Below are 14,416 nucleotides of genomic sequence, written 5' to 3' on the forward strand. Positions count from 1 at the left end.
TTTCTGCTTTTTCCACCTGCTATTGTAGCACCTCAGACCTGCTGTTTTCCATAATACTGTGCAAATGTGCCTTATCTAATTTGCTCAAGTATAGACGGATCCTTAATTTTGCCATCTTCCGCCAAAAACAGGATTTTGGTTATTATCTCTGCAGTCTTTGGATCCTCATCGGCAAAAGGAAGGAACATTTTGCCCCTATGCTGGGAATGCACCGGCAGAATGTTTATCATGGTGCCACCCATTTTATGCACAACTCCGCTTCCCAGATGCACCGAATAGTTTCCGTATTTTCCATTGATGTGAGCATGATTTTTTTCAATGGTGACATTCGTAAGCTTAAACAGCGGAAGTGTAAACTCTGCAAGTGCCGCTCTCATCTCTATTGTAGAATGGCTGGTCTCAGGATCTACACCGCCTGCATGTGCCACACTGACTGCCAGATCCACATCCCTCATTACTTCGGAAAAAATAATATCGGGAATATCCTTTATCTTAATGGGCTCCCAGGTCTTTCTGTCCATAAATGAAACCCATTCAAGAGTTGGCGCTTCTATATCCGCAGGGGAGAACCAATCTGCCATTGCATAAATGGTAGCCACTATATTTTCTTTGTAGTATACCTTCTGGATTCCATTCTCGATATCAGGAACCCAGCGGCGACCCTTAAGGCAGGCAATCGTCTTCTTTGGCTGAATCTGATTGCCTGAATATCTTCTTGTATCTGTCATCTCAAGTTCTTCGGAGGTTTTTACATACAGCTCTCTGAATATCTGCTTGAAAGGCTGGATTATGCCGTTGTCAAAGACATACTTCTGATAATCGCTCCAGTGCCCATCCTTGTATATATTAAAGGAATGTGCGACCCTTAGAAGCTCATCTTCCTTTAAAGAAGTTTCATTGCCGGCATAGTCATATAGCTTTCCTTCCCTGATAAAGCCAAGCTTTCCGCTTTCATCCACCATAAAAAGAAGTGTCTTTATGATAGGGAATACTATTGGATTATCCGCTAAAAGAGTGAGCTCTTTTGCAGTGAAGGTTGTGCAATCCTCCATTGCCTGTTCAAACATAAGTCTGGTTCTGCGATACTGCTCGGTAAACTTCTTCTTGGTTTCCAAGAGAGCCTTAACCTTGTCATCCTTCTTTATCTTGGCAGGAATGGACTTAAGCGCTTTTCCATCCTTGGTAACTGCAATGTCAGTCTTTCCAAACTCATCCACAAAAAGACGAAGCTTTGCTCCTTCAATCTCAATATCTTCAAAAAGATCTCTGGAATCCTCTAATAACTTTGTCTCCATTCTGAGCGTGAGTCTTGTAACATCGCTAAAGCCAGCATTATTTGCAAGGTTCTGCATTGCTATAGCGACCGCTTTGCTTTCGCTAGCTATCCTCTGGGCGCCAAAGCTTTTGCTCTCTTTAAGGAACTGCTGAAGATACTGGTATCTTTCGTAGATGTCATCCTCATTTTTAAGTGGTATCAAAGGATAAGCCATCAAAAAGTCCTTATTTCTTTTATCAGCAACTATGCTCTTAAGTTCCTTAGGTGTATATCTTCCCAAAGCTGCATCTGCATACTTACGGGCTCTTGAATGCTTCGCACCATCAGTTATATACTTGGCAGCATCGTAAATAGTGTCAAAGCGCTTTTCTCCAAGTTCTTTGAAAGCCGCTTTAAACCACTCAATATCAAAGGCTCCGTCATTAAGCTCCTCTTGGGAAAGTGGTGTATATCTTGCAATAACCGCTTTCTTTTTATCATCAAATTCGTCATTCATGTGGGCCATGAAGTAGTAGCATCCAGAAACGAAGCCATTCCAGCCCAGGAACTGTTCCACTATTTCAAGCCACTCCGGTGAATAAAGCGCCGCCTCCACAAGTCTCTCTTCGGTTATATCTGTATCCTTGAGAAGATCTTTAAGTTTATCAGCGTTATCATCATGGCCTGGAACACATACCATGAGAAGTCTTGAAAGAGCTCCTTTTTTAGTCTCTGTATCCGGGAATATCGATCTTTCAAGTTTTATTTTCCCAAGAGCAGAAAGAATAGCCACAAAATTCTCTACGCCATAGACTCTTGTAATTTTTCCGATAGCCTTAGAATACATTGTAGAGGAGTCTCCGCGCTTTAATTCCACAGAAAGCACTTTCTCCAAAACCTTTTCGTATGCCTCCTCTATCAGTTCAAGATAGCCCTCTTCATTATGCTGCTCCAGTTCCTTGCTGACACGTTGTTTCCAGTAATCTCTCACTTTAGATGAAACAATCCTGTCCTTCTCGCGAATAATCTTAATTGCTGATGACAGAAACGTGAGTGTATCTGCTATATCTTCTTCAAAAAGAATTTTGTACATCTGTCTTTTTGAAAGAATTCCTTTATACGTGGCGTAGATTACAACCTTAGGATCAAGAACCATGTACTTAGGATAGTTTCCCCTATTATTGAACTTATTTCCCGAAGCCTTATCATCAAGAGATCTTATCTTTGGTTTAAACTCTCTGTGAATATAGTAAAGCCTTGTAAAAAGTGGAAAGATCAGCTGCAAATCTTCTTCATCCATACGATTGATGCGGCCAAGAATGCGATTTATTTTTATGTCAGATATTCCATTGTTGTAATGGCTGGCTGTAGTTATACTTCTGATAAACTGTTCATCAATAGAATTTCCCTTAACAAAGAACCAGGCAAGTGCTATGGCAAGACTCTGGAAATCGTCCTTCGCAACATGCTTATCAAGCAGTGATTCAAGTATGAACCTGATATGCTCTGCATACACACATTCCGGCTTATTAGAAAAGCCTTGGCCGTACACCCTGTTCACGGCTTCTTTTGAATGAAAATTAGTAATATGTTTCCAATCATAATCTGTACTCAGGATATACATTCTAAGCAAACGTTTTTCATCCGGCACATGTTCTTCTAAATATTGCTCCCATAGCTCCAATAAAGGAGCGACTCTCTTTTCATTTTCATCAAACAGCCAAAAACTCCAGGCATCACCTCCAACAACCTGTTTTTCTCCAAATCTGCCAGTATATTCATCTTTTTCATGGAGTTTTATAAACTCGTCAAAGGCTTTAACATCCTTTAAAGCCTGCGAATATGTATCGCACTCCTTTTTATCGGAGCCATCACCGACAAGCTTCCCCTTGGTCAAAAAGCTTTCAAGCTCTGAATCAGGAAAATAATCCATAAACACCTTCACATGCTTTTCCAGGAGTTCATCGCCAAACTGCTCAGGATCATAGAAATCCTCATCAGAATAAAGAGCTTCCTCGCTACTTTCGTCATCTGCCTCATTCATCTTTGGAAGAATATTTGTAAGCAGAAGTTTTTCTGTTGTGGAAGGATTCTTCATGTTAACGGCCAGCTGCAGGCATTTTCCATAGAGGACCTTTTTATCTTCCTTTTTGGAAAGGGTAATTACCATATCCAAACCTGCGGATCTCTTTTCCTCTTTTTTGTCGGAAAGAAGTCTGGTTATTGTGCCAAGAACAGCTTCATCATCCCTGCGGGAAAGAAGATCGATAAGATTCTCTCTAGCGTCAGCAGCCTTGTATCTGAGCATATCCTCCATCTGAAGATAATGCTTTGGAGCAAGTTTTTCCTTATTGTTAAAAGCTCTTTTATAAGCCTCAGCTCTTATGGAATCTGACTTATCTCCAAGAGCAGCCACAATAGTATCAATCTGTATAGCAGTAGTCGGATTTGTAAGCACATCCCTTATTATCCACAATCTGCAGTAGGAATCTGCTGCCTTGAGCATTCCGCAGATTTCATCAATCATTGTGGCGTTCTCAAGTTTCTTTGCGATATATGCCATTTTGATAATGACGTCACTCTTTGCAAGTGAGTCCTTATTCCATTCAAATATATATGGATCGCAAGTTATTTCTTTTCCTGGAATAATGTTATACAGTTCCCTCATATATCCATAGAACTTTACAGCCTCGTCTTCATCCTCAAAATACTCAAAGATGCTGCCCTCATCCCATTTCCCCCACATCCCTGACCGGGACAAGAAGAAGGGTTTAAAGCAGCCCACCATAATATCAAGATCATCATGATGTGCTTCTACCATAGTTTTACTGGCTATATGATAATATCTCCAGTTTCCAAGAATCCCCATAGTATAGGCAGCAGTCATAATCTGATGTTTTGAACCATGGGCGGAGATATCATGAATCTTATCAATAAGATCACGAGCCTCATAAAATCCCAGCGACCACAAAGCGATGTGAAGCTTCATGGAATCTTCTGATGCCAGATATTCATCACGCTTTTTCTCATCTGAAAGGCAATCATAGACATATTCAGCCATCTTATTGCTAATGCGGTCAATCTTGGAATTGTCATAATTCCAGAAACAAAGCCATACTGCAATAGCTCTTTTTACCGAAGAAAATCTGATGAAATTATTGTCAACAATCACCTTAAACAGATAAAGAAACGCCTCCAAAGTTCCCGAATCCATAGTTTCACAGATAGCCTGACGAAGTCCCTCCTGAAGGCCTGCAGCCTTAAGAAGCTTGCCCAGTTCCTCATACATATCCCGATTATGACTTTTTACAATTGCATAAATAAAGCTTCTCTCGAAGGGAATATCATTTTCACCATTGATAGAATCCTTGATAAGACTCATCAGCTCATCGTTGCCAAAATCAATCTCTGCAGCCATGATATCAATGACACTACCTCTATAATCATAACTGTCAAAACTTTTATAATATTTTTCTACCTCTGGAAGACCCTTTTTGATATAATCGCATATGTCGCAATCCACAAAGTTATCCGTACCAAACTCTTTAATCTTTGCTATGGAATGCTCAGCTATAACATGCGGATCTCTGGTTCTAAGAGGTCTCTTCCCGAGTCCTTGCTGATACATCCACTCATGCAAGTGGTCCAGCGTATAATAAACATGCTTTTCAAACTTTGGATTTATAAACTCGCCAAAGATACCTGACGCATTTTTCCTGATAAATTCAGATGGCGCTTTTCCCTCAGAAATATGATCTACAAACTTTTGATATAAAGGTGATTTGTCTCTGCCATACTCAGCTGAATGGACAAAATACCTGAGTTCCTCAGATAATCCGAAAACTTTGTCATCTGACTTTTTAAAAAAATCCATTTGTGTAACCTTCCCCTTTAACTTTTCTTACCACAATCTCCCGGCCAGCATAACCAGCCTTATAAATGTAACCTCTGCATTTTCTTCCAAACTGATCTTGCTATTAAGCTCCCCAACTTCATCAGTCCCTATAAAGATTCTGTACAGCCCATCTTCATAGGCAAGAGTTGCAGTATCTATAGCTTCTTTCTCGTCAGCCTCTTTTTCGCCATAATTGATTCCAAAGGCAATCTTGCCGATCTCGCTCATATCATTAATCTGCTGATCAGATAAGGGCTGCGGATTCTCTTTTTTCTCGTAACGATCGTTGTAGTCTTTTACACAGGTACTGACGCATTCCCTGATAAGATCTTCCACTGTTTCGGGTTTATTCTCAATGTAAAATTCCTGCCGGTTGATTTTGCTTTTTCTTTTTCCAAGCTGCTTGATGTTTACTAGAATTTCCATAGACTGTACTCCCTAAAGTCGCTTTAATACTATGATTGTATCACATCAGGCCGTAAAGGCAATTATATGATCATTCCAACCAGTTCGTTTATTGCAAGGCTCCGGTGCTTGTCTTTGTGAACAAAAACCTGGGAATAAACCGGGAAATCTTCACCTGCCCAGTTGATCTTTTTAAGCTTTTTTTCCTCAACCTCCGCTGTGGCTGTCATTGCGGGCATAAAGGCAATTCCAAGACCGTTCATGGCAAAGGTCTTGAGGATTTCCTTGCTGCTGGTCTCAAGTTCGATCTTCGGAGTCACGCCGTGCCTTGCAAAATCATCAAGGAGCATACGTCTGAAGCTGCAGGTGTGAGATGTGAGCAAAAGCGGAACATTCTCAAGATTCTCCTCTTTTACCTTCTTCATTTTGGCCATCGGATGATCGGGTCTTGCAAAAAAGGCAAGGGACTCTTTCTTCTTGTGGATCTGCTTGAGCTCAGGATTTTCTATAAGCGGGTTTAAGGTGTATACCAGATCCAGCGCTCCGCTCTTTAAAAGTCCGGGGAAGGTATCGTGATCTATGAGCTGGATCCGTATGTCCATTCCGGGATATTTTTTCTTGTATTCCATCAGGTTCTCCGGAAAATGTTTGTAGCACAACGACTCCGAAACACCAATCTTAATAATACCGGAAGGAATCTCCGCAGCTGATACCTCCAGTAGCATCTGCCTCTGAAGCTGAAGCATCTGCTCTGCGTAGGCTATGAGCTTCTCTCCCTCGGTAGTCAGAACAAGAGACTTACCAAGTCTCTCGAAAAGAAGGCATCCAAACTCATCTTCCAGGAGCTTGATCTGCGTCGTCACGGTTGACTGGGCATATCCCAGCATATTTGCGGTAGCTGTGAAGCTCCCAGTCTCAACAATTTTCAAAAAGGTTTCCAGCTGTGTGTTATTCATAGCGCCCTCTTACATGTATCAATATTTTTGATGGTTGCAATCTATTATTTCAATTTTACTGATATATCGTTTGATGCTATTGTACATTTAAGAACACACAAAAGCAAGTTAAATCTGCACTGTCACACTTGTGCAAGGAGGAAACAGGCTATGAGCATAGAGGTTAATAACCTGACAAAAATCTACAGACTAAAGCGCGGGCAAAAGAAGCTCGCTGTGGACAATATCTCTTTTACCATTCCCGACGGAGAAATCGTGGGCTTCATCGGCCCTAACGGGGCAGGCAAATCCACCACCATAAAAATGATGACGGGAATTCTTGTGCCTGATAACGGCTCTGTTTCCATAGACGGATTAAATTTCAAAAAGAACCGGAAAGAGATCATGCTGAAAACCGGCGTGGTCTTTGGGCAAAAAAGCGTTCTGTGCTGGGATATTCCGGTCATTGATTCTCTGAAGCTCTTTAGGGACATGTACCGGGTTCCAAAGGATGTGTTTAAAGAAAACATGGATGCTTTTTCCCAGATCCTGGGACTTGATGAGTTCATAAACCACCCCCCAAGACTGTTAAGCCTTGGTCAGCGCATGAAGGCAGATCTGGCGGCATCACTTATTTATAACCCTGATATTCTCTTTTTGGACGAGCCCACTATTGGAATTGATGTGCTATCCAAAGAACGAATAAGACAGTTTATCAAAAACATAAATGAAGACCGTCATACCACCATCATTCTGACCACCCATGACGTTTCCGACATCGAATCATTATGTGAAAAGATGATCATTATCGACAAGGGCTCTCTTATTTATGACGGAACCCTTCCTCAGTTAAAGAGCATTTACAAGACCACTGATCTTGAAGAGATCATAAAAAAGATCTACCTTGCAGGAGAACAAAGAAATGCGAAAATATGCTGATCTGGCAATGATTGGAATAAAAGAACATACTGCCTACGCAGGCTCTTTATGGGCGAATTTTCTCGCTAAGATTGTTTATCTGTATATGCAGTATGCTCTGTGGACCGGGCTTTTTTCCTCCAATACCGGCAAAAATATCCCTTTAAGCCAGGATGAAACCATAAGGTATATCATTGTTGCCACCCTGCTCTCCGCCTTTATGGAATGTGATGTCATAGCCTGGATAAATGGCCAGATTCAATCGGGGGATGTGGCCAATCAGCTGATACGCCCCCTTGATTATAAATTCATGATCTTTGCAAAGCATATCGGTACCAGCGTGGCAAGGTTCGTGATCTATACCGTTCCCCTTGGAATAGTGATCTCTATTTTTTACCCCGTCAGACTTTTCTGCAGGGAGCAGCTGTTATATGGCATTTTATCAATAATTCTGGCTTATATGATCCAGTTTTTATACTCCGTCATAATTGGTCTTATGGCTTTCTGGCTCATCGTGACCTGGCCGCTTAACATGCTGCTTGCGGCCATTTACAAGCTGCTATCCGGAGCCTGGATACCTGCCGCCATGTTCCCGGAATTTCTCACCGTGATAAATTTGATTCTACCCTTCAGGGCAATATATGCTATCCCGGTTACCATTCTTACTTCTCCGATGTCTTTTGCGAGTATCTGCGAAAACCTTCTGGTTCAGCTTATCTGGGTGGCTGTTTTGTTTATAACCTCGGAAGCAGTCTGGATAGTAGGAAAAAACAAACTTATAGTGCAGGGAGGGTAACTATGTATCTGCTAAAAATGTACAGGCATTTTGTGATCATATATATGAAGGGAAAACTGGCTTACCACTTTTCTCTTGTATTTGAGCTCATCGCCAACACGATCCAGATAGGAGTATACTTCGCAGGATTTATGGTCATATTTCATAATTTCGACACCATCGCAGGCTGGAGCCGGAATGAAGTTCTTTTCATGTTTACCACCAGCTGGCTGACCTACAGCCTTAGCTGTTTCTTTTTCTGGAGTCCCATGAAGGATATGGGGCAGCTGATCCGCAGCGGCAAATTTGACCTGTATCTTACAAGGCCCATCGGTCCCATGCTTTATATAGTGCTGCAGCAGTTCCAGTATACCTTTATCCCCAGGCTGGTTCTGTCAGTGTTTTTCTGGCTCTACAGTATGAGATCGATAACCATTGAATGGACTGCCTATGCTGTTTTGTTCTATGCGATAAACATGCTCTCTTCCTTTGTGATATTTTCTGCCATCACAATTTTTACCGGCGCTGTCAGCTTTTGGGCAGTAAAAAGTGAGGAGATAACATCTCTCCTCACCAATAACAATCATGGGTTAAAAAATTATACGGACTATCCTATCAATATTTATGGCAAAGGAATCGGATTCCTTCTTACCTTCATCATCCCCTATGCCTTCACAGGCTATTACCCTGTGGCAAGCCTTCTGGGAAAAGGTCTGCCCCACCCGGGGTTTGCTTACTTATCACCCCTCATAGCACTTATATCAGGTACTGCAGCTTATCTACTCTGGAACTACGGCCTTAGGCATTATAACAGCGCAGGGGCTTAAATAGTTATAAGTTCATATTCCTTTACGCCAAAGCCCATCTCAGCGGCTGCATCAATGGTATGCTCGCCATTCCTTGTCTGTACTCTTTCAAGGAAATGGTCTTTCCCCGGATCCTCAGATTTATAGATCAGATCCATACATGCTCTGTCTATTGCAATGGGGTCCGTGGATGCAAGAATGCCTACATCTGCCATGCAAGGATCTTCTGCGATAGCGCAGCAATCACAATCTACCGACAGATTCTTCATAACATTGATGAATACCATGTTTCCATGGAAGTGGTCCACTACAGCCGATGCAGCTTCTGCCATTGATTCAAGAAAAGCATCCTGTGGAGGAAGATCTTCCCATACCACGCCCTGTTCTTCTGCCTTAACATATTTTCCTGCAGAATGAATATTGACCTTTCCCGCCGTGGAAGCGCATCCGATTGAGAGCTGTTTAAGAGCTCCGCCATATCCGCCCATAGGATGTCCCTTAAAATGTGAAAGGACAAGCATTGAATCATAGTTCATAAGGTTTTTCCCTACAAGATCACTCTTCAAATGATCAGCATGGGATATCGGCAGCTCAATGTCCGGTCCTTCTGCGTCCATCAGGTCCACTACAAAATATTCATTCCAGCCATGCTTTTTCATGAGCTTAACATGCTTGTCAGTGTTGTTTCTCTCACCATCGTAGGCTGTGTTGCACTCTACAACAGTTCCGCCTACATGCTCAACCATTGGCTTCCAAAACCCAGGCTTAAGATAGTTCTGATTGCCTTCTTCGCCGGAATGTACCTTCACCGCAATCTTGCCTTCAAGTTTTTTCCCAAGAATGTCGTACATTTTTACCACCTGCTCCGGTGTGATGTTTCTTGTAAAATATACCTTCGAAACCGATCCCATATTAGCCCTCATATTCATATGTTAATATCTTAAGCTCTTCCGTTTCACTGATTCAATATACATATTATACCCCAGTTGAGATGATAAAAGAACCGTCTGAGCAGAGCACTTAGCGAGGTCTTTTCGAGCTTAGTGCGAGCCATGGGTGAACACTTGGTGAGGTTTTTTCGAGCCTAGTGAGAATCCCAGTACCCACATGGGTGAGAGGCCTAGATGGGACTTTGAGCAGAGCACTTGGCGAGGTATTTTCGAGCCTAGTGCGAGCCATGGGTGAACACTTGGTGAGGTTTTTTCGAGCCTAGTGAGAATCCCAGTACCCACATGGGTGAGAGGACTCTCCCCATGTGGAAAAAGAAAAAAGCCCAAGGCTTTATGCCTTAGGCTTTTTCTTTTTCTGCGTGCGGAAGATGGGACTTGAACCCACACGATGTAAGCATCACAAGATCCTTAGTCTTGCTCGTCTGCCAATTCCGACACTTCCGCGAACCGTCGTCCCGATCTCTCGTGGCGACTTGATTATAATATCAAAGTATTAGCAAAACGTCAACAAAAATTTATAAACTTTTTTACGATTATTATACCCGGTCCAAAATCTCCAATGGATCCTGTACAAATATGTTGTTCCCAGCTCCGGCAGCTATTAACTCCTCTTTGGTTCTAAAGCCCCAGAGGCAGGAAATGCAGGGAACGCCAAAATTTACTGAGGTCTGGTAATCGATCTCGGAGTCGCCCACGTAGATGCAGTCCTCTTTTTTACTGCCAAGCTCTTCCATAGCTGCAATACATTCGTCGGGATAGGGCTTTCTTCTGAGCTTGTCTGTGACGCCGATGGCCACTTCCACGCAGTCTCCGAAGTAAGCCTTGCGAAGCTCTTCAACTGCTGCCATGGGCTTGTTGGAAACTATGGCCAGCTTGTAGCCCCTCTTTTTGAGCTCCCTAAGAAGCTCCGGGATGTGATGATAGGGCCCTGTCTTGATGTTGCAGTGATTCTCATAGTAAACGGAGTACTCCGAGAGAATCCTGTCAAAGTCCGGATTCTCTCTTCCTCCCTGTAATGCTCTCTCGATAAGGACCGCCGAACCGCTGCCCACCATATGCTTGACCTGATCTATGGAAAAGAGCTCAAGTCCATTCTTTTCCATAACATAGTTCAAAGAATCCGTAAGGTCCTCTATGGTGTTCAAAAGAGTTCCGTCCATATCAAAAATAATTGTATTGTATTTCATATTAACCATGATATTCCTGCAGAGATCTGATGTTTCCGCAGCCTTTTTCCTTTACTTCATGAATACCCTCAGCTGCTGCCTTCGCTGCTGCAACTGTGGTGATATAGGTAATGCGGGCCTTGATGGCTGCTCTTCTCAAATAGCCGTCATCATGCTCTGCATCTCTTCCTATAGGTGTGTTGATGATAAGATTGACCTCACCGTTCTTGATGACATCCTCTACGTCAGGTCTTCCGCCCTCGTAGTTCTTCATGATCCTAACAGCCTCAATGCCTGCCTCGGTGATGTTCTCATAGGTCTTACCTGTTGCATAGATCTTGAAGCCTTCCTTTGCAAAACTTCTTGCCAGCTCAGCTGCAGCAGGCTTATCCTCATCGTTAAGTGAGATAAGTACAGCGCCCTCTGTAGGCAGAGCTGTTCCTGTTGCTTCCTGTGCCTTGTAGAATGCCTCTCCGGGAGTCTTGGCAAGACCAAGAACCTCTCCTGTGGAACGCATTTCAGGTCCCAGAACAGGGTCAACTTCAGGGAACATATTGAAGGGGAATACTGCCTCTTTTACGCCGTAGTAAGTAGGCTCTGTGCCCTTCTTAGCCTCTATAAGGTCATGCACAGGTGAAGGTCTTCCTGTAAGCTGTGATGTGATGATGTCTGTTGCCACAGGAACCATCTTGATGCCGCAAACCTTGGAAACAAGAGGCACTGTACGGGATGCTCTTGGGTTGGCCTCAAGAACGTAAACAGTGTCATCCTCGATGGCGTACTGCATGTTCATAAGTCCTACAACGTTCATCTCCACAGCAATCTTTCTGGTGTACTCCTCAATGGTCTTAAGGTGCTTCTCGGAGATGTGCTTGGAAGGAATGATGCAGGCTGAGTCTCCGGAGTGGATACCCGCAAGCTCTATGTGCTCCATAACAGCGGGAACAAATGCCTCTTTTCCGTCGCTGATGGCATCTGCTTCACACTCAAGAGCATTGTGAAGGAATCTGTCGATGAGGATAGGACGGTCGGGAGTTACACCTACCGCTGCTCTCATGTACTCTTCCATATTTGCTTCGTTACGAACGATCTCCATTCCTCTTCCGCCAAGAACAAAGGAAGGACGAACCATTACAGGATAGCCGATTCTTGCGGCAATCTCCTTGGCTCCTTCTACATCTGATGCCATTCCGGCCTCAGCCATGGGGATTCCCAGCTTCTCCATCATAAGTCTGAACTGGTCTCTGTCCTCTGCAAGATCGATAACTTCCGGTGTGGTTCCAAGGATATTTACTCCCTCTTCCTTGAGCTTTGCAGCCAGGTTAAGAGGTGTCTGTCCGCCGAACTGTGCGATAACTCCAAGGGGCTTCTCTTTCTTGTAGATCTGAAGAACATCCTCAAGAGTAAGGGGCTCGAAATAGAGCTTGTCTGAGGTGTCGTAGTCTGTGGAAACAGTCTCAGGGTTACAGTTGACGATGATGGTCTCAAAGCCAAGCTTCTTAAGAGCAAGGGCCGCATGTACGCAGCAGTAGTCAAACTCGATACCCTGTCCGATACGGTTGGGACCGCCGCCCAGGATCATGATCTTCTTATTCTCACCCTCAGATAACTTGATAGGATTCTCAAGTCTGTCCTCAGGCTGATATGTTGAGTAGTAATATGCGCTGCCCTGGGTTCCGTATACATGAACTCCGTCCCAGTTCTCTAAAAGTCCGGCTGCCTCTCTTCCGGCTCTGATATCGTCCTCATTTACGCCGAGGGCCTTAGCCAGATATTTATCGGAGAAGCCGTCCTTTTTAGCCTTGATAAGGTCATCCTGTGAAGGAACCTTGCCGGCGTACTTGCTCTTGAGCTCTTCCTCTTCCTCAACCAGCTCTTTTATCTCATTAAGGAAGTAGTGCTTAACCTTGGTGATGTCAAATAATTCCTCCACGGTCACGCCCTTTTTGATAGCCTCATACATAAGGAAGTAGCGCTCTGAGGAAGCGTTCTTGAGAAGGCGAAGAAGCTCTTCTTTTGGCATCTTCTCGAACTTCTCGATGCAGCCAAGGCCGTAGCGGTCCTTCTCCAGAGATCTGATAGCCTTCTGGAAGGCCTCCTTGAAGTTCTTACCGATACTCATAACTTCGCCTACGGCACGCATCTGGGTTCCCAGCTTGTCCTCAACGCCTCTGAACTTCTCAAAGGCCCAGCGGGCGAACTTAACTACTACATAGTCGCCGTTTGGAACATACTTATCCAGGGTTCCGAACTTGGAATCAGGAAGCTCAGCCAGGGTAAGTCCTGTAGCAAGCTTGGCTGAAACCAGGGCGATAGGGAAGCCTGTTGCCTTGCTGGCAAGGGCTGATGAACGGGAAGTACGGGGATTGATCTCAATAACGATAATGCGGCCGCTCTTAGGATCATGAGCAAACTGAACATTGGTGCCGCCGATAACGCCGATGTGCTCTACAATCTTGTAGGCCTGACGCTGAAGCTCTCTCTGAAGCTCCTCATCAATTGTGAGCATTGGCGCGGTACAGAAGGAATCACCTGTATGAACACCTACAGGATCAACGTTTTCAATAAAGCAGACTGTAATCATGTTGTTGTCCTTGTCACGAACAACCTCAAGCTCCAGCTCCTCCCAGCCAAGGATGGACTCCTCAACCAGAACCTGGTGAATAATGGAAGCCTGAAGACCTCTTGCACATACAGTCTGAAGCTCTTCCTTGTTATAAACAAGTCCGCCGCCGGCACCACCCATGGTGTAAGCGGGACGAAGAACAACGGGATAGCCCAGCTCATCTGCCTCAGCAAGAGCCTCCTCTATGCTGTAGCACGCCTTGGAACGAGCCATTTCAATGCCAAGCATATCCATGGTCTTCTTAAACTCGGTACGGTCCTCACCACGCTCGATGGCGTCAACCTGAACACCGATAACTTTTACATTGTATTTATCGAGGATACCTGCTTTATACAGCTCAGAACAAAGATTAAGCCCGGACTGTCCTCCAAGATTCGGAAGAAGAGCATCCGGCCTTTCTTTTTCAATAACAGAAGTAACACGTTCAACATTAAGTGGTTCAATATAAGTCTTGTCCGCCATCTCCGGATCTGTCATGATAGTGGCCGGATTGGAATTGACAAGTACAATCTCGTATCCGAGACTTCTAAGGGCCTTACAGGCCTGAGTTCCGGAATAGTCAAACTCGCAGGCCTGTCCGATAACAATTGGCCCTGAGCCGATAATCAATACTTTGTGGATATCAGTTCTTGCTGCCATGGTATTCCTCCCAATTTCTTTTTCATATTCTTATACATTATATTTT

Annotated in this window: 9 protein-coding genes and 1 tRNA gene; 3 read left to right on the top strand and 7 right to left on the bottom strand. The window is 43.9% G+C overall.

What is annotated here, in order from left to right:
- Nucleotides 1–71: 71 nt before the first annotated feature.
- The 3 genes from T359_RS19235 to T359_RS0103965 all read right to left on the bottom strand — a co-directional run bounded on the left by T359_RS19235 (nucleotide 72) and on the right by T359_RS0103965 (nucleotide 6,511).
- Nucleotides 72–5,129 carry a DUF4132 domain-containing protein gene (locus T359_RS19235; protein WP_051544896.1) on the bottom strand — a complete coding sequence of 1,686 codons (5,058 nt, stop codon included), beginning with the start codon at nucleotides 5,127–5,129 and terminating at the stop codon, nucleotides 72–74.
- Between the two features lie 27 nt (nucleotides 5,130–5,156).
- Nucleotides 5,157–5,576, bottom strand: a complete 420-nt coding sequence (locus T359_RS0103960; protein WP_026516349.1) for a hypothetical protein — start codon at nucleotides 5,574–5,576, stop codon at nucleotides 5,157–5,159.
- Nucleotides 5,577–5,638: 62 nt separating this feature from the next.
- Nucleotides 5,639–6,511 carry a LysR family transcriptional regulator gene (locus tag T359_RS0103965; RefSeq protein WP_026516350.1) on the bottom strand — a complete coding sequence of 291 codons (873 nt, stop codon included), beginning with the start codon at nucleotides 6,509–6,511 and terminating at the stop codon, nucleotides 5,639–5,641.
- A 150-nt stretch (nucleotides 6,512–6,661) separates the two neighbouring features.
- On the opposite strand from T359_RS0103965, the gene T359_RS19240 reads away from it, so the two are divergent.
- The 3 genes from T359_RS19240 to T359_RS0103980 are packed head-to-tail and all read left to right on the top strand — an operon-like array spanning nucleotide 6,662 to nucleotide 9,010.
- Nucleotides 6,662–7,429, top strand: a complete 768-nt coding sequence (locus T359_RS19240; protein ID WP_051544897.1) for an ABC transporter ATP-binding protein — start codon at nucleotides 6,662–6,664, stop codon at nucleotides 7,427–7,429.
- Nucleotides 7,413–8,204 carry an ABC transporter permease gene (locus T359_RS0103975; RefSeq protein ID WP_026516351.1) on the top strand — a complete coding sequence of 264 codons (792 nt, stop codon included), beginning with the start codon at nucleotides 7,413–7,415 and terminating at the stop codon, nucleotides 8,202–8,204. The genes T359_RS19240 and T359_RS0103975 overlap by 17 nt, the downstream gene beginning before the upstream one ends.
- Before the next feature lie 2 nt (nucleotides 8,205–8,206).
- Nucleotides 8,207–9,010 (top strand): ABC transporter permease, encoded by an 804-nt coding sequence (locus T359_RS0103980; protein WP_026516352.1) that lies wholly within the window; start codon nucleotides 8,207–8,209, stop codon nucleotides 9,008–9,010.
- Here the strand turns inward: T359_RS0103980 and T359_RS0103985 are convergent.
- From T359_RS0103985 to carB, 4 genes are all read right to left on the bottom strand, one after another.
- On the bottom strand, nucleotides 9,007–9,900 hold the full coding sequence (locus tag T359_RS0103985; RefSeq protein ID WP_026516353.1) for a DUF362 domain-containing protein: 894 nt from the start codon (nucleotides 9,898–9,900) through the stop codon (nucleotides 9,007–9,009). The genes T359_RS0103980 and T359_RS0103985 overlap by 4 nt on opposite strands.
- A gap of 399 nt (nucleotides 9,901–10,299) precedes the next feature.
- Nucleotides 10,300–10,383: transfer RNA gene (locus tag T359_RS0103990), tRNA-Leu, on the bottom strand.
- A gap of 92 nt (nucleotides 10,384–10,475) precedes the next feature.
- Complete coding sequence (locus T359_RS0103995) at nucleotides 10,476–11,135, bottom strand: HAD family hydrolase (RefSeq protein ID WP_026516354.1); 660 nt, start codon at nucleotides 11,133–11,135, stop codon at nucleotides 10,476–10,478.
- A complete protein-coding gene (gene carB / locus T359_RS0104000; protein WP_026516355.1) occupies nucleotides 11,128–14,370 on the bottom strand; it encodes a carbamoyl-phosphate synthase large subunit in 3,243 nt (1,080 codons plus the stop codon). The genes T359_RS0103995 and carB overlap by 8 nt, the downstream gene beginning before the upstream one ends.
- Between the last annotated feature and the right edge of the window lie 46 nt (nucleotides 14,371–14,416).

Source organism: Butyrivibrio sp. MC2021, assembly GCF_000621605.1.
Classification (GTDB): Bacteria; Bacillota; Clostridia; order Lachnospirales; family Lachnospiraceae; genus Butyrivibrio.

What these genes read in the sequence shown, in the direction of transcription:
- T359_RS0103995 (WP_026516354.1), bottom strand. Translation starts at nt 11,135, where the DNA reads ATGGTTAATATGAAATACAATACAATTATTTTTGATATGGACGGAACT.
- T359_RS0103980 (WP_026516352.1), top strand. Translation starts at nt 8,207, where the DNA reads ATGTATCTGCTAAAAATGTACAGGCATTTTGTGATCATATATATGAAG.
- T359_RS0103985 (WP_026516353.1), bottom strand. Translation starts at nt 9,900, where the DNA reads ATGGGATCGGTTTCGAAGGTATATTTTACAAGAAACATCACACCGGAG.
- T359_RS0103960 (WP_026516349.1), bottom strand. Translation starts at nt 5,576, where the DNA reads ATGGAAATTCTAGTAAACATCAAGCAGCTTGGAAAAAGAAAAAGCAAA.
- carB (WP_026516355.1), bottom strand. Translation starts at nt 14,370, where the DNA reads ATGGCAGCAAGAACTGATATCCACAAAGTATTGATTATCGGCTCAGGG.
- T359_RS0103975 (WP_026516351.1), top strand. Translation starts at nt 7,413, where the DNA reads ATGCGAAAATATGCTGATCTGGCAATGATTGGAATAAAAGAACATACT.
- T359_RS0103965 (WP_026516350.1), bottom strand. Translation starts at nt 6,511, where the DNA reads ATGAATAACACACAGCTGGAAACCTTTTTGAAAATTGTTGAGACTGGG.
- T359_RS19240 (WP_051544897.1), top strand. Translation starts at nt 6,662, where the DNA reads ATGAGCATAGAGGTTAATAACCTGACAAAAATCTACAGACTAAAGCGC.
- T359_RS19235 (WP_051544896.1), bottom strand. Translation starts at nt 5,129, where the DNA reads ATGGATTTTTTTAAAAAGTCAGATGACAAAGTTTTCGGATTATCTGAG.